At 55.9% G+C, this 24503-nt stretch carries 22 protein-coding genes; 8 read left to right on the top strand and 14 right to left on the bottom strand.

Annotated elements, in window-relative coordinates:
* The first annotated feature begins 96 nt into the window (after positions 1-96).
* A complete protein-coding gene (nikR, locus tag HALO_RS16730) occupies positions 97-498 on the top strand; it encodes a nickel-responsive transcriptional regulator NikR (RefSeq protein WP_035577659.1) in 402 nt (133 codons plus the stop codon).
* Positions 499-551: 53 nt separating this feature from the next.
* Here the strand turns inward: nikR and HALO_RS16725 are convergent, their stop codons facing one another.
* Positions 552-1034 carry an FKBP-type peptidyl-prolyl cis-trans isomerase gene (locus tag HALO_RS16725; RefSeq protein ID WP_022520436.1) on the bottom strand — a complete coding sequence of 161 codons (483 nt, stop codon included), beginning with the start codon at positions 1032-1034 and terminating at the stop codon, positions 552-554.
* A 176-nt stretch (positions 1035-1210) separates the two neighbouring features.
* Between HALO_RS16725 and HALO_RS16720 the strand changes: the two genes are divergently transcribed.
* A complete protein-coding gene (locus HALO_RS16720; RefSeq protein ID WP_035577661.1) occupies positions 1211-1489 on the top strand; it encodes a hypothetical protein in 279 nt (92 codons plus the stop codon).
* A gap of 119 nt (positions 1490-1608) precedes the next feature.
* Here the strand turns inward: HALO_RS16720 and HALO_RS16715 are convergent, their stop codons facing one another.
* The 9 genes from HALO_RS16715 to HALO_RS16675 form a co-directional block, all read right to left on the bottom strand.
* Positions 1609-2079, bottom strand: a complete 471-nt coding sequence (locus tag HALO_RS16715; protein WP_035577663.1) for a glycine zipper 2TM domain-containing protein — start codon at positions 2077-2079, stop codon at positions 1609-1611.
* A 310-nt stretch (positions 2080-2389) separates the two neighbouring features.
* On the bottom strand, positions 2390-3988 hold the full coding sequence (locus HALO_RS16710) for an isocitrate lyase (RefSeq protein WP_035577665.1): 1599 nt from the start codon (positions 3986-3988) through the stop codon (positions 2390-2392).
* Positions 3989-4393: 405 nt separating this feature from the next.
* Positions 4394-4819: a GNAT family N-acetyltransferase gene (locus HALO_RS16705; protein WP_035577667.1), complete on the bottom strand. Its 426-nt coding sequence runs from the start codon at positions 4817-4819 to the stop codon at positions 4394-4396.
* Positions 4819-6009: a cupin domain-containing protein gene (locus HALO_RS16700; RefSeq protein WP_050713713.1), complete on the bottom strand. Its 1191-nt coding sequence runs from the start codon at positions 6007-6009 to the stop codon at positions 4819-4821. The genes HALO_RS16705 and HALO_RS16700 overlap by 1 nt, the downstream gene beginning before the upstream one ends.
* A gap of 53 nt (positions 6010-6062) precedes the next feature.
* Positions 6063-7448 carry an adenylosuccinate lyase gene (gene purB / locus HALO_RS16695; protein WP_035577671.1) on the bottom strand — a complete coding sequence of 462 codons (1386 nt, stop codon included), beginning with the start codon at positions 7446-7448 and terminating at the stop codon, positions 6063-6065.
* Positions 7449-7542: 94 nt separating this feature from the next.
* Positions 7543-8184, bottom strand: a complete 642-nt coding sequence (gene hflD / locus HALO_RS16690; protein WP_035577673.1) for a high frequency lysogenization protein HflD — start codon at positions 8182-8184, stop codon at positions 7543-7545.
* Positions 8181-9356, bottom strand: a complete 1176-nt coding sequence (gene mnmA / locus HALO_RS16685; RefSeq protein WP_081899034.1) for a tRNA 2-thiouridine(34) synthase MnmA — start codon at positions 9354-9356, stop codon at positions 8181-8183. Before mnmA ends, hflD begins: the two co-directional genes overlap by 4 nt.
* Positions 9357-9459: 103 nt before the next feature.
* Complete coding sequence (locus HALO_RS16680) at positions 9460-9900, bottom strand: NUDIX hydrolase (RefSeq protein ID WP_035577678.1); 441 nt, start codon at positions 9898-9900, stop codon at positions 9460-9462.
* Positions 9900-10508, bottom strand: coding sequence for a pseudouridine synthase (locus tag HALO_RS16675; RefSeq protein ID WP_035577681.1), 609 nt, complete (start codon positions 10506-10508; stop codon positions 9900-9902). Before HALO_RS16675 ends, HALO_RS16680 begins: the two co-directional genes overlap by 1 nt.
* 165 nt (positions 10509-10673) lie before the next feature.
* Here HALO_RS16675 and HALO_RS16670 point away from each other — a divergent pair, with 165 nt between their 5' ends.
* The 3 genes from HALO_RS16670 to clpA all read left to right on the top strand — a co-directional run bounded on the left by HALO_RS16670 (position 10674) and on the right by clpA (position 15942).
* Positions 10674-12908, top strand: coding sequence for an NADP-dependent isocitrate dehydrogenase (locus tag HALO_RS16670; protein WP_050713712.1), 2235 nt, complete (start codon positions 10674-10676; stop codon positions 12906-12908).
* Positions 12909-13217: 309 nt separating this feature from the next.
* Entirely contained in the window at positions 13218-13526 is a 309-nt protein-coding gene (gene clpS / locus HALO_RS16665) for an ATP-dependent Clp protease adapter ClpS (RefSeq protein WP_035538640.1), read from the top strand.
* Between the two features lie 139 nt (positions 13527-13665).
* A complete protein-coding gene (gene clpA / locus HALO_RS16660) occupies positions 13666-15942 on the top strand; it encodes an ATP-dependent Clp protease ATP-binding subunit ClpA (RefSeq protein ID WP_050713711.1) in 2277 nt (758 codons plus the stop codon).
* A gap of 206 nt (positions 15943-16148) precedes the next feature.
* On the opposite strand, the gene infA is transcribed toward clpA, so the two are convergent.
* From infA to aat, 3 genes are all read right to left on the bottom strand, one after another.
* On the bottom strand, positions 16149-16367 hold the full coding sequence (gene infA, locus HALO_RS16655) for a translation initiation factor IF-1 (protein WP_007111068.1): 219 nt from the start codon (positions 16365-16367) through the stop codon (positions 16149-16151).
* A gap of 131 nt (positions 16368-16498) precedes the next feature.
* The gene (locus tag HALO_RS16650) at positions 16499-17233 is read right to left on the bottom strand and encodes an arginyltransferase (protein ID WP_050713710.1); all 735 of its coding nucleotides are present in this window, start codon (positions 17231-17233) and stop codon (positions 16499-16501) included.
* Positions 17234-17282: 49 nt separating this feature from the next.
* Positions 17283-18029: a leucyl/phenylalanyl-tRNA--protein transferase gene (gene aat, locus HALO_RS16645; RefSeq protein WP_050713709.1), complete on the bottom strand. Its 747-nt coding sequence runs from the start codon at positions 18027-18029 to the stop codon at positions 17283-17285.
* A 106-nt stretch (positions 18030-18135) separates the two neighbouring features.
* Here aat and HALO_RS16640 point away from each other — a divergent pair, with 106 nt between their 5' ends.
* Together HALO_RS16640 and lolA are read left to right on the top strand one after the other, a co-directional pair.
* A complete protein-coding gene (locus HALO_RS16640; RefSeq protein ID WP_035577695.1) occupies positions 18136-21321 on the top strand; it encodes a DNA translocase FtsK in 3186 nt (1061 codons plus the stop codon).
* Between the two features lie 180 nt (positions 21322-21501).
* Positions 21502-22152, top strand: coding sequence for an outer membrane lipoprotein chaperone LolA (lolA, locus tag HALO_RS16635; RefSeq protein ID WP_035577697.1), 651 nt, complete (start codon positions 21502-21504; stop codon positions 22150-22152).
* A gap of 102 nt (positions 22153-22254) precedes the next feature.
* Here the strand turns inward: lolA and HALO_RS16630 are convergent, their stop codons facing one another.
* Positions 22255-23589: a replication-associated recombination protein A gene (locus HALO_RS16630; protein ID WP_035577699.1), complete on the bottom strand. Its 1335-nt coding sequence runs from the start codon at positions 23587-23589 to the stop codon at positions 22255-22257.
* Between the two features lie 282 nt (positions 23590-23871).
* Here HALO_RS16630 and HALO_RS16625 point away from each other — a divergent pair, with 282 nt between their 5' ends.
* The gene (locus HALO_RS16625) at positions 23872-24417 is read left to right on the top strand and encodes a hemerythrin domain-containing protein (protein ID WP_035577700.1); all 546 of its coding nucleotides are present in this window, start codon (positions 23872-23874) and stop codon (positions 24415-24417) included.
* Positions 24418-24503: the final 86 nt, after the last annotated feature.

Here is a 24503-nt window from a genome sequence, read left to right as displayed (position 1 = left end):
CTTTATCCTTGCTGTTACTAGTATGATCTTTTTTAAATAACATCATACTAGCGGCATGGGCGACACATGAAAAGTGAATCAATTGAGGGGGCGTGAATGCAGCGTGTAACGGTTACGCTTGATGAAGAGCTGCTGGCGGAGGTAGATACGCTAATGCGTGAGCGCGGCTATCAGAATCGCTCAGAGGCGATTCGCGACCTGACCCGCAGTGGTTTAAAGCAGGTGAGGGAGGAGGTCGCACCGGACTCACCCTGCATGGGCGCGCTGGTATATGTCTATGATCACGCCGCCCGTGAGTTGTCCAAGCGCTTAACGCGCCACTCCCACGACCATCATGATCTAACGCTGTCGACCCTACATGTGCATATTAACCACGACAGTTGCCTGGAAGTGGCGCTGCTCAAAGGCCAGGGGCGGGCGCTCAAACAGTTTGCCGCCGAAGTAACGTCGTCACGCAGCGTGCGTCATGGGCAGTTAGTGCTGATACCTGACGAGTAGGCATAAAAAAGGTGACCCTGAGGTCACCTTTTCTGATCGGTAGCGCGAGCGTCTTAGTGCTCAACGCCGCCTTCGCCGTGCACGTGGCCGTGCTCAACTTCTTCAGCGCTGGCTTCGCGTACTTCAGCGATCTCAACATCAAAGTTGAGCTGCTGGCCTGCCAGCGGGTGGTTGCCATCGACAACAACCGTATCGCCTTCGACTTTCTTGACGGTAACCATCAGCGGGCCGCCTTGGGTCTGGGCTTGGAACTGCATGCCCGGCTCAATGCTTTCAACGCCTTGGAACGCATCGCGCGGTACTTCTTGCATTAGCTGCTCTTGCAGCTCGCCGTAACCTTCTTCAGGCGATACGGCAACGTTCAGTTTTTCACCCGCAGCACGACCTTCCAGCTCTTTCTCAAGGCCCGGAATGATATTACCGGCGCCATGGAGGTAGGTAAGCGGCTCACGGCCTTCGGAACTGTCTAGCACTTCACCTGCATCGTTGGTCAGGGTGTAGTGAAACGCGACAACCGAGTTTTGCGCAATTTGCATGGAATAACCTTTCGGTGAGTGCATGTCCCAATATGGTAACGCGTGTGGGCTGGCTTGTCAGGGGGTAGCAGCGCTTTTTCCTACTCACCACTTTCGACGGTATTGCGCACCAGGGTGACCAGGGATACCCTACAACCATCATTTTTTCCTTTGCCCTATCACTTTTGGAGCATGCAATGACGATCTTAATTATTTGGCTTGTCGCATTTTGCCTGATTGCTTACTTTGTGCATCAGCGCTGGAATAGCGGCGTGAGCGAGGGATTAGATAAGGTGTTGCCCGGTTTTTTGAAAAGCCATGGCGATAACCGTTATCTATGGGTAATTACGCTGGGAGTATTGGGCTCGACCACGTTAGTGAAGCCGGTTGATATGCTGCTGGTCGTTATTCTGTTGGGCCTCATTGGCTGGGCAGTTATGGCGCTGGTTAACTGGGCGGGCAGCAAAGCTCACTGATTTCGTCGACAGCAATAAAGTCGGCGGCAATAAAATAGTCATAAAAAAAGCCCGACCATCATGGTAGATGGTCGGGCTTTTTCGTGGCGATTAAACGCTATCCATGAACGCTGCTTACATTAATAAGGTGCAACGCTCACGCTAGCACCACTACCAATCAGGCGAACACGCTGACCGGCTTGGAATTGTTGGTCTGCGCGCTGAACGACAACGATGTCAGAGCCGTCGTCACGACGAATTTCCATTTCCAGCGCATTGACGCGGTTAGTCGCATCTTCAGCGGCGGTGCCTGCCACCGCACCGCCGAGTGCACCAGCAACCGTTGCCAATTGACGACCCGAGCCACCGCCGACTTGGTTGCCCAGAAGACCACCAATGATCGCGCCACCACCACTGCCTAAAAGGCCGCCTGCACGGCTTTCCGCTTGAATCTGTACCGGGCGAACCGCCACGATCGTGCCATAAGTGACGCTTTGGCTTGTTTTGGCCTGATTACCGCTATAGACATCGCCAGAGTAGCCGGATGTGTTGGCGCAGCCAGCTAGGGTGAGAATGCTTAGTGCGGCAACGGGTAAAAGAAGACGTTTCATTAAAACCTCCAGTGTGTCTATTTTGATAACTGTCGCCCACATGGCTGTCATTAAGATGACGGTTTGAGGAGCAATTACAGTTATAGAACAGTGTTCGTTAAAGATAGCTGATGCCACCGCTTTTGACCAGTGATCGTTTAAAAAGATCACAACTGGTAGCGCAGGCGCTACCAAATAGCTTACGCCAGAGTGTAACAGCGTATTAAGAAAACAGTGTGCAAATACCGCTAGACAAGCAAAAACAGGAGGCCTGTAAGGCCYCCTGTTGCAGGGTTTGCATGGCGAGTTAAGGCAGTTTAAAACCTGCTAATTAGCCAAACTGGTTCATGGTGTTGTCTTTGCCACCGGCTTTGAGCGCGGCATCGCCGTGGAAGAACTCTTTGTGGTCATCACCGATATTGGAGCCCGCCATATCCTGGTGACGAACTGTGGCGATCCCCTGGCGAATTTCCTGGCGCTGGACGCCTTTCACGTAAGCCAGCATGCCTTCGTCGCCGAAGTAGCCTTTCGCCAGATTATCGGTGGACAGGGCGGCGGTGTGGTAAGTCGGCAGGGTGATCAAGTGGTGGAAGATCCCTGCTTCGCGAGATGAGTCGCGTTGGAAGTTACGCGTCCACTCATCGGCCAACTGACCAAGCTCTGTTTCGTCGTATTCGGCGCTCATCAGCTTGTCACGCTGGTAAGCCGATACATCTTTACCCTCTTCCTGCCAGGCATCGAACACCTGCTGGCGGAAGTTCAGCGTCCAGTTAAAGGACGGTGAGTTGTTGTAGACCAGCTTGGCATCCGGCACGACTTCACGAATCCGGTTAACCATGCTGGCGATCTGGCCAACGTGAGGCTTCTCGGTTTCGATCCATAGCAGGTCGGCGCCGTTTTGCAGACTGGTGATGCAGTCCAGAATGACACGATCTTCGCCAGTACCGGGTTTGAACTGGTAGAGGCCCGACGCGAGGCGCTTGGGTTTCACCAGCTTGCCGTTCTGCTTGATAACCACATCGCCGTTATTGATGTCGGCGGCGTTCTCAATCGTATCGCCGTCCAGGAAGCTGTTGTACTGATCGCCTAGATCACCTGGCTCATTGGTGACGGCAATTTTTTGCGTCAAACCAGCGCCGAGTGAGTCGGTGCGCGCCACGATAACGCCATCTTCAATGCCGAGTTCCAAAAAGGCATAACGCACGGCGTTAATTTTGGCCAGAAAGTCCTCATGGGGCACGGTGACTTTACCGTCCTGGTGGCCGCACTGTTTTTCGTCAGAGACCTGGTTTTCCAGCTGGATACAGCAAGCGCCGGCTTGAATAAACTTCTTGGCCAGCAGATAGGTGGCTTCTGCGTTACCAAAGCCCGCGTCGATATCGGCAATGATCGGCACGATATGGGTCTCGTAATTATCGATTTTGCTGATCAACTCCTGCTCTTTGCCGCTGTCGCCGGCCTCTTTAGCCTCATCCAGGGCGCGGAACAGGTGGTTAAGTTCCCAGGCATCGGCTTGCTTTAGGAAGGTGTAGAGCTCTTCAATCAGGTCCGCGACGGAGGTTTTCTCGTGCATTGACTGGTCGGGGAGCGGGCCGAACTCGGAGCGCAGCGCGGCAACCATCCAGCCAGAAAGGTAGAGGTAGCTACGTTTGGTGGTGCCAAAGTGCTTTTTGATTGAGATAAGCTTCTGCTGACCAATAAAGCCGTGCCAGCAGCCTAGTGACTGGGTGTACTGTGCGGTATCAGCATCGTAAGCAGCCATATCTTCACGCATGACTTTGGCGGTATAGCGAGCAATGTCCAGGCCGGTGTGAAAGCGGTTTTGAGCACGCATGCGGGCGGCGTACTCAGGTTTGATGGCTTCCCATTTGCCGCCTTGTGCTTCGCGGAGCTGGGCCATGGCTTTGATATCGTCGAGCAGTCCTGACATGAGCTTACCCTCTTTGGTCTTGATGTTGTTTCGCAAATCAGCGCTTGCTTATGCTGCACCTGCGAAGTTGTATTCAGCATCATTGAATTTCGCGTTACTGTCTTTAAGCCAATCGTCTCTAAGTCAATCGTCTCTAAGCCCATTGTCTTGGGTGCTAGAGACATCAGTGCTAGAGGCATCTGATACAGCGTTGCGGGCTTGAAGCCTTAACCACATCGCCATAACGCTGCAATGCAATAACTATCCACGAGGATGGCGTATTCAACAATTGACACTTGGGGGCACAGTGGGTTGTAACCCGACTACAGCGGGTAATACAGCGGTGGGTTTGTGTAGTGGTTTTTCGTCAGGAGGGCATAAAAAAGCACTGCCGGAGCAGTGCTAGAGATCAAACAAGAGTATCTATTACGCGAGTGAAAGCGTCATTTCTCGATGGGGAATACCTGCATCGAGAAACTCCTCGCCGTGGGCAACGAAGCCTAGCCGCTGATAAAACGCCAACGCGTGAACTTGGGCGCTCAGCACGACTTGAGGGTGTCCTGCATGGCGAGCCGCCTCAATGGCGGCCTGCATCAGCAGCACGCCGATGCCGGTGCCGCGGGCATCACTAAGTACTGCAACACGGCCAATATGGGCATCGGGCAGCAGCCGTGCGGTGCCTACCGGCTGCCCGTCGAGGAGTGCCAAAAAGTGCTGGCACTCAGGATCCAAGCCATCCCACTCCTCTTCCTGAGGCACGCTCTGCTCTTCAATAAATACTCGGCGCCGGATCTCGCTGGCAGCCTGGCCAAGCGTTTCCCAGTTGCCGGTGCTAATGTGGGTAATCGCCATTAATACGCCTCGTCGTCATCACCTTCATCGCTCATAAAACCCAGGCTGCCGGTATTGACCAGTTGCGTGATGAGCGCAGCAGCACCGTCAAGCTCAAGGTCGTCGGCGTAGAGCGGGGTAGTGTCGGCAAGGCGTTTAGCCAATTCAGCCGAGCAAGCGTGGCCGTCGCCATCAACAAATAGCGTGGTGCCGCTGGCGTCGCTACGCCAGGCAAAGCGTGAGCCCGGCATATGATAAAGCGGTTCGTCGTCTTGTAGCTGAGCAACAAGCGCCGCCTCGGTCATCGGTGTTTCAAGCGGTACCACTTGATCGACATATTTTGGCTGGGTCATCACCCGGCCAAACCACTGAGCGACTTGGGTTGGGTTATCCAGCGTCGACATAATCAGCTGACGCATCCGTTCCACTGCGGCGTCATCCAGTTCACCGGGCTGCTGAGCAGGCGCCATGCCTGCATCGCTGTAACGCTGAGAGGCCGGTAGCTGCTCGCCGAGGTAGTCCGCATAGGAGGKGATCGCCTCATCGGCGGAAGGTGCGCGAAAACCCACCGAAATGGTCATGCAGTCATCGCTCTGACTGACGCCGTGATGTGCCCAACCGGGAGGAAGATAGAGCATATCGCCGGGGTCAAGCACCCAGTCGGAGTCTGGCTCTACGCTGAATTCTTTCAGAATGCGCAGATCAATGCCTTGGATAATCGGCGCATCTTCGGTCAGTTTGCCACCCAGCTGCCAGCGGCGGTGGCCGCTGGCTTGGAGTAGGAAAACGTCGTACTGGTCGATATGCGCGCCCACATTGCCGCCAGGAGGTGCGTAGCTGATCATCACGTCATCGAGCCGCCAGCGGGGTAGGAAGTCAAACTCATCCATCAGTGCTGCCACCGCGGGCACATAGTGGTCAACCGCCTGCACCAGCAGACTCCAGTTGTTTTCCGGTAGCCGTTCGAAGGTGGCTTCATCGAAGGGGCCGTGAGAGACCTGCCAGGGGCCGYCCGGGCCTTCTTCTTCGACCAGACGTGCTTCCACGCCAGGCTCGCAGGCAAGGCCCGCCAGTTCATCGGCTTCAATGGGGCTGATGAAGTCGGGCATCGCGCCACGAATCAGCAGCGGCTTTTGCTGCCAATAATGGGCCAGAAAGTCGGCGGCGGTAAGATCGCCCAGCAGGGTTAACGGCTTATCGTGATGGTTCATGGCATGCCCTGGCGTTAGTAAGTTGGCGATATAAGGTGTCGTTATAGATGTCTTTATAGACAGTTTAATTGTTGCGTCAATGCTTCGGCCTGGGCCTGAGCATTACCAATATAGTTGGCCGGTGAAAGCGCCTTCAACTCGGTTTTAACCTCGCTGGGCAATTCCAGTGTATCAATAAACGCCGCAAAGCCCGCTTGGTCAATACGTTTGCCGCGGGTCAGTTGCTTAAGTTTTTCGTAGGGCTTTTCGATGCCGTAGCGACGCATCACCGTTTGAATCGGCTCGGCGAGCACTTCCCAACTGTTATCCAGGTCGGCGTTTAAACGCTCGGGATTGGCTTCCAGCTTGCTGACGCCTTTTAAGCTGGCGTGGTAAGCAATTAAACCATAGGCCAAGCCTACGCCCAGATTACGCAGTACGGTGGAGTCGGTGAGGTCACGCTGCCAGCGGGAAATCGGCAGCTTTTGGGCAAGATGACTCAGTACCGCATTGGCCAGACCCAGGTTGCCCTCGGAGTTTTCAAAGTCGATCGGGTTCACTTTGTGCGGCATGGTCGATGAGCCAATTTCGCCCTCAACCGTGCGCTGCTTGAAGTAACCCAATGAAATATAGCCCCATACGTCGCGATCGAAGTCGATCAAGATCGTATTGAAGCGGCAGATAGCATCGAACAGTTCGGCGATATAGTCGTGGGGCTCGATCTGGGTGGTGTAAGGGTTGAACGTTAGCCCTAGGCCTTCCACAAAGGTACGTGCGTTGGCTTCCCAATCGATCTCTGGGTAGGTGGTCAGGTGGGCGTTGTAATTGCCCACGGCGCCGTTGATTTTGCCCAGCACTTCCACCGCTTCAATCTGCTTCAACTGGCGCTTAAGGCGGTAGGCCACATTGGCCATCTCTTTGCCCAGCGTGGTTGGCGTCGCCGTTTGGCCATGGGTACGGGATAGCATCGGCTGGGCGGCGTGGGCGATGGCCAGCTTGGCGATTTCGTCGGCCACTTCGTGCATGGTGGGCAGCATGGCGGTTAGGCCATCGCTGAGCATCACGCCGTAAGAGAGGTTGTTGATATCTTCACTGGTGCAGGCAAAGTGAATAAACTCGGTGACCGCATGTAGCTCGGCTTGATCGGCAATTTTCTCTTTGAGGAAATACTCCACCGCTTTGACATCGTGGTTGGTAGTGCGCTCGATCTCTTTGATGCGCTCGGCATCGCTGATTGAAAACTCACGAATCAGCTGCTCAAGAAACGCGGTTGCCTCAGCGGAGAGCGGCGGCACTTCGATTATTTGGGTGTGCTCGGCCAGGCGCTGAAGCCAGCGAACTTCCACAATCACACGGGCGCGAATCAGGCCGAATTCACTGAAGTGTTCGCGCAGGGCGGCGGCTTTAGAAGCGTAGCGGCCGTCAACGGGGGAGAGGGCGGTCAAAGCGGAGAGTTGCATGGCATGGTTTCCAGGTGGTTCGAGAGCAAATTAATCGAGAGCAAATTAATCAAGAACAAGTCAAACGAGAACAGAGTAGTCGATTGGGTGGCGGTCAGCTGAGGCTGTCCAGCGCCCGGCGTAGCGCTTTGCGCTGGAATACCAGCTTCCAACGCCGCCCGCCTTGTTGATGCCACAATAACCCAAAGCGAATCCCTGCCATCAGGCAGGCGCGCACACGCTCGGGCATCATGCGGCTTTGCAATAGCGAGGGGTCACCTTGCACCACAATGCGGGTTTTAAAGGTGGAAATGGTCTCTTGGTAGGCTTCCCCCAGGCTGGCGACCACGTTTTCATGGGTAGCACCGAAATGCTCGGCCTGTCCCTGAATGCGGGTGAGCTTTTGGCCCAGAGCGTCCATCATGTCGTTGCTGGTGCGCAGTTTATTCATCAGCATCAGCAGCGAAAAACCGTAACGCAGCACCACCGGGTTCGCCTGCTTGCGGCCCACCAGGGCTTCTAAGGTATCCAGGCCACGGCGTAAGTTGTTGGGGTGCCCGCCGTAAATAGCTTCAAAGCTCTCCGGGTTGGTATCCACGGTGGCTTCAATCAGCGTTTCCCAGGCGCGCGGGTCGACTTGCCCGGTGCGGGCGAGTTCGTCCACCAGACTGGCGGCTTGGAACACGCCTGCTAACGCAAGCGCTTGGCGGGCAGACGGCGAGTCGGGCGCGCGATGGATCGGCGTGGTGGGATTCATGCAGCAGCCTCCGCGGCTTTCTTCCAGGTGGCGCGAATAACGCCGCCGCCCAAGCAAATGTCGCCATCGTAAAGTACCAACGATTGGCCGGGGGTGACGGCCCACTGCGGGTCATCGAAGGTAACCTCGACACCGCCGTCGGGCAGCACACGCATTTCGCAGCGGCAGTCGCTTTGCCGGTAACGCGTCTTGGCAGTAAAGCGACCCTGCTGAATCGGCGGCTCGCCCGCCACCCAATCCATGGCTTCCGTGGCCAGAGTGTCGGAGTAGAGCAATTGATCGTGCTTGCCCTGCACCGCGACCAGTACGTTGCGATCAAGGTCTTTCGCTGCCACGTACCAGGGCTCTTCTGAGTAGTTGGCCAGTCCGCCTATGCCTAAGCCTTGGCGCTGACCCAGGGTGTAGTACATCAGTCCCATATGTTGGCCAATCACATCGCCGTCCGGCGTTTCAATGCTGCCGGGTTGGGCGGGTAGGTACTGCTGCAGGAAGTCGCGAAAACGCCGCTCGCCAATAAAGCAGATCCCGGTGGAGTCTTTTTTCTTGGCGGTAATCAGCTCGTGCTGTTCCGCTAACGCACGCACGGCGGGTTTTTCCAGCTCGCCCACGGGAAACAGAGTGCGCGCGATCGCGGCTTCCGGCACCGCATGCAGGAAGTAGCTTTGATCTTTATTGCCATCCAGCCCTTTAAGCAGGCGCGGACGACTTTCGCTCATGCCTTGGCGGACATGCCCTTGACGAACATAGTGCCCGGTGGCGATTTTATCGGCACCCAGCATTTCGGCGTATTCAAGGAACACCTTAAACTTGATTTCCCGGTTACACAGAATATCCGGGTTGGGCGTACGGCCCGCTTTGTATTCGGCTAAAAAGTGCTCAAAGACATTATCCCAGTACTCCGCGGCAAAATTGGCGGTGTGCAGTTTAATGCCCAGCTTGGCGCAGACCGCTTCGGCGTCGGCGAGATCTTCTTTAGCGGTGCAGTATTCGGTGCCGTCGTCTTCGTCCCAGTTCTTCATAAACAGACCTTCCACCTCATAGCCTTGTTGCATGAGGAGAAGGGCAGAAACGGACGAGTCGACACCGCCGGACATACCGACAATGACTTTGCCGCTAGTAGAGGGCTCGGTAGTGGTTGAACCATCGCTGGCTGGCTGGGTATTGGATGACATTGGCATCCTCAGTAAGAAATAGTGTGCAAAAGGTGGTTTGCTAAAAAGTGTTATGCAATTGGGCGGGGATTATACACGATGGGGGGTGATGGCTTCGAGTGCTTCACTCGCGAATCACCGCCAGCGGATAACTCGTCCCGCTGAGCGCATCCTCAATACGTTTGAGTACTAGTGGGCTGCGTAGACGTGACTGGTGATCTAAGGCGCGTATTTGCTCAAGTGTGAGCCAATGGGTGGCGAAAATATCGGGGTCAAGGGCGAGATCAAGCTTATCAAGCGGCTTGGCAATAAAACCGTGGCTATGAAACGTCTGTCCTGCGTCGCTATGGAATACGTATAGGCCCAGGTAACCGGTGAGTGATACCTGCCAAGCGGTCTCTTCCTGCACCTCACGCAGAATTGCCGCGATAGGCCCCTCGCCGGGTTCGATATGACCGGCGGGCTGGTTAAACACGCTCTGAGGGCCGCCGCGCTGCTCTTCTACCATCAAAAAGCGCTCACCCTGCTGAATCACGCAGGCTGCGGTGCTGCGAATAAGGCTCATCAGGGCTTCCTGCGTTTTGTGGTGGGTCGCGCTCGCTGGCGAGCAGGCGTATTGGCGGGTCGAGGAGCGTGTAGCGCTTCCTTACGCCATTCGCCAGGGGCCAAACCGTCCAGCTTCCATGGGCCAATGGCGATGCGAATCAAGCGCAGGGTGGGAAAGCCCACGTGGGCCGTCATGCGGCGCACCTGTCGGTTACGCCCTTCGCTGAGGGTTAGCTCCAGCCAGCTAGTCGAGGGATGGCGCTTGGGGTCGATGGCCGGGTGGCGCGGCGCGGTAGTGGGAGGACCTATTCGCCGCGCCTTAGCGGGCTGGGTGGGGCCGTCTTTAAGGGTAATGCCCTGGCGTAACGCCTTGAGCGCCGTGTCATCAATGTGCCCTTCGAGCTGAGCCCAGTAGGTTTTGGGCTGCTTATGGCGGGGGTGAGAGATGCGGTGAATCAATTCACCGTCATCGCTGAGCAGCAGCAGGCCTTCAGAGTCGTAATCTAACCGGCCGGCGGGGTAAACATTATTGACATCAATATAGTCCGCCAGCGTGGGGCGACCCTCACGGTCAGTGAACTGGCTCAGTACCTGGAAAGGCTTATGCAGTAGATAGAGGTTGCTCATGAAGTCTCGTTGCTGTTCTTTACTCGGTGCCTTTGGCATGTCGACCATGCGCATGGAGGGCAGCGCTGGTATACTCCGGCTACCTGATGGGGCGCCCATCGTTGAGCTCGCGCTCCGCTCAAGATTTCTTGCCACCGCAGCGAAAAGAGAGAGGTTAACGCAAAAATGACCAAAACGCCGAAGATCATCTATACGCTCACCGACGAAGCGCCCGCGCTCGCGACACACTCCCTGCTACCCATTATCGACGCATTCACCGATTCTGCTGGTATTCAGGTAGAGACCCGCGATATTTCCCTGGCCGCTCGAATCATCGCTCAGTTTCCCGACTATCTGAGTAAAGAGCAGCAGATCGGCGATCACCTGGCGGAGCTTGGCGAACTGACCAAGACCCCAGAAGCTAATATTATTAAATTGCCTAATATCAGCGCCTCACTGCCCCAGTTAAAGGCGGTGATCAAAGAATTGCAGCAGCAGGGCTACAAACTTCCCAACTACCCGGAAACGCCCCAAACTGACGAAGAAAAAGATATCCAGGCCCGCTACGACAAAACCAAAGGCAGTGCCGTCAATCCCGTACTGCGTGAAGGTAACTCTGACCGCCGCGCGCCCTTGTCAGTTAAAAATTACGCCCGCAAATATCCTCACCGTATGGGTGAATGGAGCAGCGACTCCAAATCTCATGTCGCGCATATGCGTGAAGGCGACTTCTACGGCAGTGAAAAGTCGGCGCTAATTGAAAAGGCCACCGATCTTAAGATTGAGCTGGTCGCGAAAGATGGCAGCACGACGGTACTCAAGCCGAAAACCTCGGTGCTGGAAAGCGAAGTGGTCGATGGTGCGGTGATGAGCCGTAACGCGCTGCGCCGTTTTGTGGCCGAAGAAGTCGCTGACGCCAAAGCGAAAGACGTGCTGTTCTCGCTGCACCTTAAAGCGACCATGATGAAAGTCTCTGATCCGATCATGTTCGGCATGGTGGTCAGCGAGTTTTATCAGGACGTGCTGAGCAAGCATGCTGATGATCTTCAGCAGGCGGGTTTCGATGCCAATAACGGTATCGGTGACCTCTACTCGGCGATTAAATCGCTGCCAGAAGAGCGTCAGACCCAGATTCAGGATGAGATACAGGCGCTGTATGCCGAGCGTCCGCGTTTGGCGATGGTGAACTCCCACAAAGGAATCACCAACCTACACGTGCCCAGCGACGTGATCATCGACGCCTCTATGCCCGCGATGATCCGCGACTCTGGTAAAATGTGGGGGGCCGACGACCAGCTACACGACGTTAAAGCAGTGATTCCTGATCGCTGCTACGCCGGTATCTATCAAACCGTGATTGAAGATTGCAAACAGCACGGTGCCTTTGATCCGACCACCATGGGCAGCGTGCCCAATGTGGGTCTAATGGCGCAGAAAGCTGAAGAGTACGGCTCTCACGATAAGACCTTCCAAATCCCCACTGACGGTACGGTGCGCGTTACCGATGCCAGCGGCAATGTCGTGTTAGAGCACAGCGTTGAACAGGGCGACATTTGGCGGATGTGCCAGACCAAAGATGCCCCGGTGCGCGATTGGGTGAAGCTGGCGGTTAACCGTGCCCGTGAAAGCGCCACGCCCGCTATCTTCTGGCTGGATGCCCAGCGCGCTCACGATGCTCAGTTGATCAAGAAAGTCGAAAGCTACTTGAAAGATCACGATACCACTGGCCTGGATATTCGTATCATGGCGCCGGAAGACGCCATGCGCTTCTCCCTGGAGCGTATCCGTAAGGGCGAAGACACCATCTCCGTCACTGGCAACGTACTGCGCGACTACTTGACCGATCTGTTCCCGATTATGGAGCTGGGCACCAGTGCCAAAATGCTCTCAATCGTACCGTTGATGAATGGCGGTGGTTTGTTTGAAACCGGCGCTGGCGGCTCTGCGCCCAAGCACGTTCAACAGTTGCTGGAAGAGAACCACCTGCGCTGGGATTCGCTGGGCGAGTTCCTGGCTCTGGCGGCATCCCTTGAGCACCTGGGCAGCACCTTCGATAACGCCCGGGCGAAAATGCTGGCTAAAGCCCTCGATCAGGCGAACGGTAAGTTCCTGGATAGCAATAAGTCGCCGTCGCGCAAAGTGGGTGAGCTCGACAACCGCGGCAGCCMCTTCTATTTGGCGCTATACTGGGCAGAAGCCTTGGCTGAGCAGAGTGAAGATGCCGAGATGCAAGCCTTATTCGGTCGTTTGGCCGACGCGCTAACGGCCAAAGAGGCGACCATTGTCGATGAACTGAACAGCGTTCAGGGGCAGTCTGTCGATATTCGTGGCTATTTCCACCCAGATCTTGAGTTGGCTGGTCAGGTTATGCGCCCCAGCAAGACTCTTAACGAAACGCTGGCCATGGTCGCTAAGAGCTAATAGCAACCGCCCGCGATGAGGCTTGTTAACCCCCGTCCGCTCGGCGGGCGGGGGTTTCGTATTAAGTTCTCTATTCCACCCGCTCTTGCACTCCCTGTTACACCCTGTGATATTTTAATTTTTCCATGAACCCTTGCTGATCGAAAGCGTCTTAGCTAATAGTGAAAGTTAATAGCCAATTAGCCATCGTGAGACCTGTAGACGCTTCCAGCGGTCAGTGTTGAGACAACCACCGTGCTGCTTATGCCCAACCTAGATAGTTCATGCTTGGCCATGCTACCCGTACAAACGGGGATGACACGGCCAAATATGCCCGATGAAGATGGCGATATCGCGGTGCAGTCAGCAGAACCGGCGCTGGCGCAACCGCCGCTTTATAAGGTGGTGCTTCACAATGACGATTACACGCCGATGGAGTTCGTCATTGAAGTGCTGCAAGATTTTTTCAACATGGACAGCGAGACAGCCGTTCAGGTTATGCTCGCCGTACATACCCAAGGAAAGGGCACCTGCGGCGTATTTACGCGGGATATAGCTGAAACCAAAAGCTATCAGGTAAACGAATATGCCCGGGAGTGTGAGCACCCGTTGATAAGTGATATTGAGGCCGCCAATTAAAAACGTTGAGAAATAATTGGCGGTGAGGCTTGCAACCGTGCCATTTGTACCCGATGTTGAGAGTGCCGGTCGATTAAACTGATCCGACGCAAGCCCTAGGTGGCGATACGCCCTAGGTAGTAGCGAAAAGGGGACTGCCATGCTGAGCAAAGAACTTGAAATGACCCTGAACACGGCCTTCACCGTGGCGCGCTCAAAGCGCCATGAGTTTATGACCGTTGAGCACCTGCTGCTAGCGTTGCTAGATAATGCCTCAGCGGTAGACGTACTGAAGGCCTGCGGGGCGAACCTCGACAAGCTGCGGTCCGATCTGCAGGATTTTATTAACTCGACCACGCCACTGATTCCAGAAGGCCAGGGTGATCGCGAGACCCAGCCCACGCTTGGTTTTCAGCGTGTTTTACAGCGGGCGGTCTTCCACGTTCAGTCATCGGGTAAAAGTGAAGTATCCGGCGCTAATGTGCTGGTAGCGATCTTCTCCGAGCAAGAGAGCCAAGCGGTTTACTTCCTTAAACAGCAGAGTGTTGCGCGGGTTGATGCGGTCAACTACATCGCCCATGGTATCTCCAAAGTGGCTGGTCACGGGCCGTCTCCCGCTCCTTCTTCGTCAGAGAGCGAAGACGCGGAAGAGGGTGGCAATGAGGGCGCTGCTCATCCGCTCACGGGCTACGCAACCAACCTGAATGAGCAGGCGCGGCTGGGCAAAATTGATCCGCTGATTGGCCGTGACCACGAGCTTGAGCGCGTGGTGCAAATTCTGGCCCGGCGGCGCAAGAATAATCCGCTGTTGGTCGGTGAGGCAGGCGTGGGTAAAACCGCGGTGGCCGAAGGCTTGGCCAAGCGTATCGTTGAAGAAGATGTTCCCGACGTTATTGCCGATGCGGTGGTCTATTCGCTGGATATGGGCGCGCTACTGGCCGGTACCAAGTACCGTGGCGACTTTGAAAAACGCCTCAAAAGCCTGCTGAGCGAGCTACGCAAGCAGCCTAACGCGGTGCTATTCATCGATGAGATCCACACGGTGATTGGCGCAGGCGCCGCCTCTGGTGGTGTGATGGATGCGTCTAACCTGCTTAAGCCACTACTCTCTTCGGGCGAGCTGCGCTGCATTGGTTCGACCACGTTCCAAGAATTCCGCGGTATCTTCGAGAAAGATCGTGCCCTGGCGCGGCGCTTCCAGAAAGTGGATGTGATGGCGCCGKCGGTCGACGACACCATCAAAATCCTCAAAGGGCTGCGTTCTCGCTTTGAAGAGCACCACGAACTGAAGTATACCGATGGCGCGCTTGAGAGCGCGGCACGTTTAGCGGATCGCTACATCAACGATCGCTTCCTGCCCGACAAAGCGATTGACGTGATTGACGAGGCGGGCGCTCACCAGCGTCTATTGCCGCCGGAAGTGCGTCTTAAGACCATCGACGTCGAGCAAGTGGAAGCCGTGGTGGCATCGATTGCGCGTATTCCGCCGAAGAGTGTTTCAAGCTCTGACCGCAAGCTGCTAGAGAAGCTGGATCGTGACCTGAAGATGCTGGTGTTTGGGCAGGATGAAGCAATCGATAGCCTCTCGGCGGCCATTAAGCTCTCCCGGGCAGGGCTTAAATCCCCCGATAAGCCCGTCGGTAGCTTCCTGTTTGCTGGCCCCACGGGGGTGGGTAAAACCGAAGTGGCCAAGCAGCTTGCGCATATTATGGGCATCGAGTTGGTGCGCTTTGATATGTCGGAGTATATGGAGCGTCACACCGTATCGCGCTTGATCGGTGCGCCCCCGGGTTACGTCGGTTACGACCAGGGTGGTCTGCTGACGGAAGCGGTCACTAAGCAGCCGCACTGTGTGCTGCTGCTGGATGAGATCGAGAAAGCTCATCCGGAAGTCTTTAACCTGCTGCTGCAGGTCATGGATCACGGTCGTTTAACGGATAACAACGGCCGCGAAGCCGATTTCCGCCACGTTATCGTGATCATGACCTCTAACGCCGGTGCTGAGCAGGCGTCGCGCCGCTCCATTGGCTTCCAGCATCAAGACCACTCCACCGATGCCATGGAAGTGATTCGTCGGACCTTCTCGCCGGAGTTCCGCAACCGTCTGGATGGCATTATTCAGTTCCATTCGCTGCCGGTTTCGGTGGTGCGCAACGTCGTCGACAAGTTCTTGATCGAGCTGCAGGCGCAGCTGGATGAGAAGCGTGTTCAGCTGGATGTGGACGACATGGCACGAGATTGGCTGGCCGATAAAGGCTATGATCCTGATATGGGTGCACGCCCAATGGCGCGCCTCATTCAAGAGAAGCTGAAAAAGCCATTAGCCGAGATGATTCTGTTTGGCGAGCTGGCTGACCAGGGCGGCATTGTTCACGTTAGCCTGGAGGAGGGCGAGTTGCACCTTTCCACAGAGACTGAAATGGCAGATGCGCCCTGAAAAGGGCGCTAAGCCGCATTAAAGCCCATCACTTATGTTGTACCCATAAAAACGCAGCGCCCTGTCTTTGACGGGGCGTTGTCGTTCTTAGTCAGCAGTCATTGACACTGATCGGCGCTGTCCTAGAAGCAATTCTTCGAAACAGTTCTTAGCAGCAGTCGAAGCCAGCCCAACGCGTTAGTATCAGCTATCAACAAGCTGAGGGCTTAGCGCGAACGGTAAACGATACGGCCTTTGGACAGGTCGTACGGTGTCAGCTCTACTTTTACCTTGTCGCCGGTCAGAATGCGGATATAATTTTTGCGCATTTTGCCGGAGATGTGAGCGGTAACAACGTGACCGTTTTCCAGCTCAACCCGAAACATGGTGTTCGGAAGGGTATCGACGATAACGCCTTCCATTTCAATATGATCTTCGCGTGCCATATAGGCATGTCCTCACTTATGAGTTAGTGATGTAATAATCGGTCAGAATTTGAGTGCCGCTAGGTGGGCGCTCAAGAAACAGCGCTATATTGTGCCGTAAGCCCGCCGTCAAGGCAAAAAAGCTGGCATGTTTAGCGAATTAACGGCCGCCAATGGCGCCCATCAAGGATTTCCAACGGCGCAAACGCCTGCTTGTAGCGCATCTTACGGCACTCTTCGATCCAATACCCTAAATAAAGGTGCGGCAGCGCTTTTTCTCGGCTGAGTTCAATAAGCTGGAGAATAGCAAAAGTGCCTAGCGAACGCTTGTCCAAGGCCTCGCTCACGGCAAAGAAGGTGTAGATTGCCGAGAGCCCATGCTCCAGCTGGTCAAAAGCGGCTACCCCGACCAGTTCGTCGTCGAGGTACATCTCCATTAGATGGGCATAGGGCTCATCAAGGGTGAGAAAAGTGCGATACTGTTCACGGCTGGGCGGGTACATATCGCCGTCGGCATGGCGCTGACGAATGTAGTTAGCGTAGAGCGAGTAGTGGCTTGATGCAAAGTGAGCGGGCACGATACGCACGCTAATATCGGCGKTGCGGCGCCAAATTTTGCGTTGCGTGCGGTTAGCCGCAAACTGTTCAACGGGAATACGCACCGAGCGGCAGGCGTTGCATCCCTCACAGTGAGGGCGGTATAAATGGCGCCCGCTGCGACGAAACCCTAACAGCGCCAGCGAGTCATAGACACCTGGGACTGGCGACTCCTGAGGGTCGAGAAACAGTGTCGTCGCCTCTCGGCCGGGTAGGTAGCTACAGGCATGCGGCACGGTAAGGAAGAAGCGTAAATCCCGCACCGGGCGACGCGGAGTGTTACTGCTCACGGCTTGCCTCCTTGTTGAAAGAAAGGGTTGAAACAGAATAAGTTCGTCACTATGCATTACCCTCAGCGGCAATCGCGTTTAGCCACAGCGATGCGGGAACAGTGGGTGTCTCAGTGGTTGGTGAAGGGAACGTAAACGCCTTATCGGGCAACCAGTTTTTAAGATAGTTGATGAATGCCTCGCGGGCGACTGTAATAGCGCCCAGGCTCTCCAGGTGGGGCGTATGCATTTGGCAGTCGATGAGTTTGCCACCGTGCTCGCGCATGGCCCTGGCAAGGTGGGCCAGCGCTACCTTTGAGGCATCCGGGGCGCGGGAGAACATCGACTCGCCGAAAAACACTGGGCCCATGGCAATGCCATACAGCCCGCCCACTAATTGGCTGTTTTGATGGACTTCAATGCTATGGGCAATGCCCAAGGCATGCAGCAGGCTGTAAGCGTCGCACATGTCATCCGTGATCCAGGTGCCAGCCTCTTCGCCACGTGGGGCGGCACAGGCCTGAATCACCTGGTCGAAGTGTTGATCCAGGGTGACATGGAAGCCACCATGGCGTAATCGTTTGGTTAGGCTACGACGCTGCTTAAATTGCTCTGGTAGGAGTATCATGCGCGGGTCTGGACTCCACCACAGAATGGGGTCGTCGTCGCTGAACCAGGGAAATATGCCCTGCCGATAGGCTTCTMCCAGCCAGGTGGGGGAGAGCTCACCGCCAGCGGCCAGCAGGCCATTGGGCGCCTCTAGGGCGTTATGCGTAGCTGGAAATGTAGGATGTGGCGAGGAAAGCCAAGGTAGCATTACTTGCTCCTGTTGCAGCGTGCTCTGTGACGGCGGAAGGATGCTCGGTATCATGCAAACTCGCAAGTGGATTAAAGACGCCATTGAGGTGTAAAGGGAGAGTCGCTTGAAAGTGAATAAAGCAGTAAACAAGCGAACGCAGCGTAGCGCGCGTCAAACACCATCATCGGCTTCTTCTGCGCGTGTTAACGCCGCAAAGGATAAGGCTCGTCGTTTTGGCCTGCGCTTACAAGGCTCCGTACGCGAAGGCGTAGTGGTGATACTGCTTGCGCTGTGTGTGTTTTTATTATTAGCACTATTTAGCTACCACCCGTCTGATCCAGGCTGGTCTTATCAGGGCCCGGAAACCGATGTTCGTAACTGGATGGGCCAAGTAGGCGCCTGGCTAGCCGATGTCCTCTATTCACTGCTTGGCGCCAGCGCATTGTGGTGGCCAGGCATGTTTGGTTTTGCCGCCTGGTGGCTGATTCGCTCGCGTCAGGTGCGTTTTGAGCTTGACCCGGTGGCGATTGCCGTGCACGCGGGCGGCTTGATGCTGCTTATTTTTGGCACGACCATGCTGGGTGCGCTGCACTTTTATCACCCTGAAAGCATGCTGCCCTACGCCTCTGGCGGTATTTTGGGCGAAGGCCTGGTCGGCGCGCTTAGGCCGCTGGTAAGCAGTGGCGGCGTGGGGCTAATCGCCGCGGCGTTAATTTTAAGCGGCTTTCCGCTGTTTAGCGGTATGTCATGGCTGCAGGTGGCGGATGAGCTCGGCAAGCGACTATGTCGCCTGGGCAGCTGGTTATCGGCACGTCGGCAGTCTCGCCGCATGCGCGCAGCGCAACGTGCGGCTGCTAAAGCCGCCGCTAAGCCTACGCCGAAACCAGAAGCTAAGTCTCCAGTACAGCCTGAAGCTAAGTCCCCACTAGCGCCTGAAAGTAAGTCTCCAGTAGCGCCTGAAGCCGCAACCGCGGAGATTAAGCCCGACGCTGTGCCTGCGGCGGAGCCAGTCGGTAAAAGCCCGAGCGGTCGCGAGCGCCGTGAGCCCGGCTTGTCTATGCCGCTTTCGGGCAGCACGTCAGAGAGCAGCTCTTTAGCGAATAGTTCTTTAGCGAACAGTTCTTCAGAAACGACTCCTTCCGAAGTGAGTCCTTCAGAAAACAGCCTTTCAGAAAGCAGCGAGACCACGGACACTTCGATTCCCTGGGAAGCGGCGGCTTTTTCAAGCAATAAGCATGTGCCAGCTAAAACACCCGCACCTATCACTTCTACTCCTAACGCGGAGTCAGCCGATAGCAGCGCGCAAAAGGTAGCAGCGCCGCGCGAAAATGCCTTTGTCCAGGCTGAGAAACCGGCCGCAGTGCCTGAGAAGCAGACACCTGCGTTTGAAGAGCCCAAAGAAGCCGACACTGCCTTCCCGCTGCGTGCGACGCGTCAAGAAGAGCCGCCCACGCCTGCGGAAAGCCGCTTTTTTGTCAACGACGAAGCCCCCACCGAGGCCGAACAACGTGTTAGCGAGGCTGAGCGTGTGCCTGAGCGCATTGCTGCACCTGAGTCTGCCCGTAGACCTGAACGGGTGGCTGAGGTCGTCCCGGAGCCGGTGTGGGATGATGAAGAACTGGATGATGAAGAGCTGAACGATGACGAGATAGGCAATGCGCCGCCTACGCCAACCCCGGCAGCCCGTCAGGAGCCCACCTTCGCGCCCGACGAGAGCACGCCAGAAGCGGATGAAGGCCCTGCACTATGGACCGTGGAGCATTTGCAGAGCCAGCGGCCTGCTTTTGAGACGTTGGATGAGCCCGAAGGCGACGTGCCGAGCCTGCAACTGCTGACACCCGCAGAGCCTTATCAGCCCAACTACAGCGACCAGCAGTTGGCCGATATGGCTGAGTTGCTTGAAGTGCGGCTACGCGAATACGGCGTCAAGGCAGAAGTCGTCGATACCTGGCCTGGGCCGGTCATTACGCGCTTTGAGATTAAGCCCGCCGCGGGCGTCAAAGTGTCTAAGATCAGTAACCTCGCCAAAGACCTGGCACGCTCACTGATGGTCAAAAGCGTGCGTGTGGTCGAGGTGATACCCGGTCGCCCCACGGTGGGGATCGAAATACCCAACCCCAACCGTGCCATGATCCGGCTGCGCGAAGTCATCGACTCCGACCGCTATCAACAGGAGACCTCGCCACTAACCATGGCGCTTGGCCAGGATATTGGCGGCAGTCCCGTGGTCGCTAACCTGGGCAAGATGCCCCATCTGCTAGTCGCGGGTACCACCGGGTCGGGTAAATCAGTGGGCGTTAACGCCATGCTGATTTCGATGCTGCTGAAAGCGAAGCCCAGCGAGCTGAAGCTGATTATGGTCGACCCGAAAATGTTGGAGCTGTCGGTGTATGACGGTATTCCCCACCTGCTGGCGCCCGTGGTTACCGATATGAAAGAGGCGGCCAACAGTCTGCGCTGGTGTGTCGCTGAAATGGAGCGCCGCTACAAGCTAATGGCAGCCATGGGGGTGCGCAACATTGCGGGCTTCAATGGCCGCTTGGACGAAGCGGAGCGCGCCGGTGCTCAAGTGGCCGACCCGCTCTGGGAGCCGCAGCCTTGGGAAGTGCATCAGCCGCATCCGGTGTTGGAGAAGTTGCCTTACATCGTCGTGGTGATCGACGAGTTTGCCGATATGTTTATGATTGTCGGTAAAAAGGTGGAAGAGCTGATTGCGCGCCTGGCACAAAAAGCCCGCGCTGCCGGTATCCATTTGATTCTGGCGACTCAGCGCCCCTCGGTGGATGTAGTGACGGGCTTGATTAAAGCCAACATCCCATCAAGGATGGCGTTTCAGGTCTCATCTCGAATCGATTCGCGCACCATTCTTGACCAGGGCGGCGCCGAAAGCCTGCTGGGGCATGGCGATATGCTCTATCTGCCCGCGGGCTCTGGGCCGCCTAACCGCATCCATGGTGCCTTTGTGGATGATGACGAAGTGCATCGGGTGGTCGATGACTGGAAGCGTCGTGGTGCGCCGGAGTATATCGAAGAGATTCTTTCTGGCGGCGTCTCTGCCGATGCCCTAACTGGCCTTGAGGCTGAAGGGGGCGATGGCGACGATGCAGAGCAGGACGCGCTCTACGATGAGGCCGTCCAGTTTGTCACCGAAACACGCAAAGCCTCGATTTCTGCGGTGCAGCGGCGCTTTAAAATTGGCTACAACCGAGCTGCGCGCTTGGTTGAGGCTATGGAGGGCGCTGGCGTAGTGACGTCCATGGGTTCCAACGGGGCGCGGGAAGTGCTGGCGCCGCCGCCGGTGGGCCACTAACCGCGCGCAATTATGCAATAAGCGTGAAAGTAACGCCGTAGGTGAAACCCCACGGCGTTTTTCACGTCTGATTGTTACGTTTCCGAGTGAGGCATGAGCGGTTACACCGGCCTCAGTTATTTTTAACAAGCTTCGTTATTTAGCAACGGTTATCTGTCAACGGTTGCCTAGGGAGATCATATGCGCGATACGCAAACAAAACGTCCTTCACAACTGGCATTTGCGGCCAGCGCTTTGGGGTTAACATTTGGTGCTCCCGCTTTTGCGGATGACGCGGCCGAACGTTTGACCGAGCGGCTGGATCCGCTTGAGCGCTATCAAGCCGACTTTGAACAGCAGATTCTGGATGGAAGTGGCGAGCGGATGCAGAGCGCGCGGGGGCAGATGTGGTTGTCCCGCCCAGGCATGCTGCGTTGGGAAGTGGAAGCGCCGTACTCTCAAACCGTGGTGTCCGACGGTGAAGATGTGTATATGTACGACCCTGACCTTGAACAGGTCACCGTTCAAGAGATGGATGATCGGGTCACCCATACCCCAGCGTTGCTGCTGTCGGGAAGCGTGGATGATTTAGCCGAAAGCTATGAGGTTTTCTACGAGCAGGATGAGGGAGACGATGTCTTTACTCTAGTGCCTATCTCTGCCGACACGCTGTTTGAAGAGTTGAGCATGGTGTTTGAAGGTGAAGAGCTAAGCGAGCTGTGGATGATGGACAGCACCGGCCAGCGCACCTCGATTACGTTTAGCAATATTACCCTCAATGGTGATATCGCCCCGGATATGTTTGATTTCGAGATCCCCGAAGGCACCGATGTTATCCGCGAAGAGCTTTAAGGGTGAAGCGTGAATGGTCAGGTGTAAGGAGTCAGTCGTTAAAGATAAGTAATTGCTGGAGAGTGGCAGTTAAACCTGCCACTGGTTGAACCATCAGGCGCCTTAGGGCGCCTGATCTGCTTCCTGATCAAGATTTTCCCGCCACGCCATAATTTCCCCAAAGCGCTTCTCCTGACCGATGGCGCTTGGCTTGAAAAAGTCGGCCTTAGGTAGCTCTTCAGGCCAACAGTCGTGGGCACTGCCCGCCGGGTAGCCGTTTGGTTCATTATGGGCATAGCGGTAGCCCTCGCCGTGGCCTAACTGCTCCATCAGCTTGGTCGGCGCGTTTCTCAGGTAAGTGGGCACGTCCACCTGGGGCTGCTGGCGCACGTACTGTTTAGCTTCACTCCAGGCGCGGTCGATGCGGTTGCTTTTGGGCGCCACTGCCAAATGAATCGCCGCATGGGCAATCGCCCGCTGGCCTTCGTAATCCCCCAAGCGTAAGTAAGCATCCCATGCCGCAATCACCAGCGGTAGCGCGCGGGGGTCGGCGTTGCCGACATCTTCTGAGGCAATGGCGGTTAGCCTGCGCACCACATCCAGTGGGTCGCCGCCGCCCTGCATAAAGCGCGCCATATACAGCAGCGCGGCATTGGGGCGCGAAGAGCGTATCGACTTATGAATCGCTGAAAGCAGGTCGTAATAAGCATCCCCCTGCTTATCAAAGGCGCTGGCCTGGTGGCCAATCACATCGGCGAGTACCGCTTTATGCAGCACTTCGCGGCCAGCTTCCTGGGTAGCGAAATCGCAGGCGGTTTCTAAAAGCCCCAGTGCCCGTCGGGCGTCGCCTGCGCTGGCGTGGGCCAGGGCGGTTAATACCTCGTCATCAACCTGGATATCGCGCTTGCCCAGCCCACGCTCAACGTCGTTAAGGGCCTGGCGCATCACCGTGGTCAGTTCGTCTTGAGTGAGCGATTTCAGCACGTAAACCCGCGCGCGGGAAAGTAGCGCCGAATTGACTTCGAAGGAGGGGTTTTCGGTAGTGGCACCTATTAGCGTCAGCAGGCCCGACTCCACATGGGGCAGTAGGGCATCCTGCTGGCTCTTGTTAAGGCGATGAATCTCGTCTAAAAAGAGGATAACCGTGGATGACATCTGCTGGGCGCGCTCGACTACGGCGCGAATCTCTTTAACCCCAGCCATTACCGCGCTGAGCTGTTCTAGGTGAGCCTGGGAAGCCCGTGCCAATAGCTCCGCCAGCGTGGTTTTGCCAACCCCCGGCGGGCCCCATAGAATCATTGAGCGCACGACGCCTGATTCCGCCATGCGGCGTAAGGGTTTATCTGGCCCCACCAGCGCCTGCTGACCCACGTAATCATTTAACTGACGTGGACGCATACGAAAGGCTAACGGGGCGTCGTCGGCAGGTGTCGCCTGGGCGCTATCAAAAAGATCCATGTAAGCTTCCGTTATAAATCAAACCATTGAGCAACAAATTACCAACAAGTGTGAGTGGTAAGCCGCGCCTTAGCGAACTACCTTTGGCGTAACCTATCAGAAAGATACACTTGCTAGGATAACGCTAGAGGGGCATTGTTTATGATAACCCCCTACCGTTACGACAAGCTCAGGTTACGATACGTTGTAGCGACACAACATGCTTGTTACCGCGCTTATGATCGCATGCTGTCAATCACCAAGGCTCGATGGTAGGCATGACACAATAAAGGAGACGGTTCGATGTTAAACCAACTGCGTCTAGATCATGCCAACATGGCGAGATTACTCCATGTGCTGCAGTTAAAGCAGAAAACCCTTGTCCAGGGAGAGCGACCCAATTTTCAGCTGATGCGCGAGGTCGTCGACTATATTTTATCCTATATGGATGGTTTCGCAGCGCCGCTGGAGCGTGTCTGTGTGGAGCGGCTGCAAACCCAGGCGCCGGAGCATGTTGCGCTTACCGAGCAGATGGCGGAGGACTACCGTGAATTAAAGCCGCGTTTGCAGCGCTTATCCAACGATATCGACATGATACTGATGGATAATGTTCTGCCAATGGATCGCTTTGCCGATGATTTGAAAGCCTATTTAGAAGCCCACCGAGCCTATCTGCGCCATGAGCGTGAAGGCCTATTCCCGCTGATTGATGAACACTTTGGCCCCGAGGACATGGAAGAGCTGCGTCAGGCGCTCCCAGCAGGCGCTGAGCAGGAGTTAGAGCGTTTGCAGCAAGCCTACCCCGAACTCTACGCCGAGCTGCGCGGGGCCGACGTGCCCGTGTTATAGCGCTAGCGGCATTCGCAGCGCACTAACGGCCATTAATAAAATGACGGAGCATGCTAAACTAGCGGCTCCGTTTTTTTCAGGCAGAG

It is taken from the genome of Halomonas sp. R57-5, assembly GCF_900070345.1.
GTDB lineage: Bacteria > Pseudomonadota > Gammaproteobacteria > Pseudomonadales > Halomonadaceae > Vreelandella > Vreelandella ventosae_B.
This window is presented reverse-complemented; position numbering and strand designations above follow the sequence as displayed.

Coding starts and splice junctions, on each gene's coding strand:
- HALO_RS16710 (WP_035577665.1), bottom strand. CDS start 3,988: ATGTCAGGACTGCTCGACGATATCAAAGCCATGGCCCAGCTCCGCGAA.
- HALO_RS16675 (WP_035577681.1), bottom strand. CDS start 10,508: ATGAGCAACCTCTATCTACTGCATAAGCCTTTCCAGGTACTGAGCCAG.
- HALO_RS16720 (WP_035577661.1), top strand. CDS start 1,211: ATGACGATCTTAATTATTTGGCTTGTCGCATTTTGCCTGATTGCTTAC.
- HALO_RS16705 (WP_035577667.1), bottom strand. CDS start 4,819: ATGGCGATTACCCACATTAGCACCGGCAACTGGGAAACGCTTGGCCAG.
- HALO_RS16625 (WP_035577700.1), top strand. CDS start 23,872: ATGTTAAACCAACTGCGTCTAGATCATGCCAACATGGCGAGATTACTC.
- infA (WP_007111068.1), bottom strand. CDS start 16,367: ATGGCACGCGAAGATCATATTGAAATGGAAGGCGTTATCGTCGATACC.
- HALO_RS16630 (WP_035577699.1), bottom strand. CDS start 23,589: ATGGATCTTTTTGATAGCGCCCAGGCGACACCTGCCGACGACGCCCCG.
- purB (WP_035577671.1), bottom strand. CDS start 7,448: ATGCAACTCTCCGCTTTGACCGCCCTCTCCCCCGTTGACGGCCGCTAC.
- hflD (WP_035577673.1), bottom strand. CDS start 8,184: ATGAATCCCACCACGCCGATCCATCGCGCGCCCGACTCGCCGTCTGCC.
- HALO_RS16715 (WP_035577663.1), bottom strand. CDS start 2,079: ATGAAACGTCTTCTTTTACCCGTTGCCGCACTAAGCATTCTCACCCTA.
- nikR (WP_035577659.1), top strand. CDS start 97: ATGCAGCGTGTAACGGTTACGCTTGATGAAGAGCTGCTGGCGGAGGTA.
- clpS (WP_035538640.1), top strand. CDS start 13,218: ATGCCCGATGAAGATGGCGATATCGCGGTGCAGTCAGCAGAACCGGCG.
- HALO_RS16725 (WP_022520436.1), bottom strand. CDS start 1,034: ATGCAAATTGCGCAAAACTCGGTTGTCGCGTTTCACTACACCCTGACC.
- lolA (WP_035577697.1), top strand. CDS start 21,502: ATGCGCGATACGCAAACAAAACGTCCTTCACAACTGGCATTTGCGGCC.
- HALO_RS16680 (WP_035577678.1), bottom strand. CDS start 9,900: ATGAGCCTTATTCGCAGCACCGCAGCCTGCGTGATTCAGCAGGGTGAG.
- mnmA (WP_081899034.1), bottom strand. CDS start 9,356: ATGTCATCCAATACCCAGCCAGCCAGCGATGGTTCAACCACTACCGAG.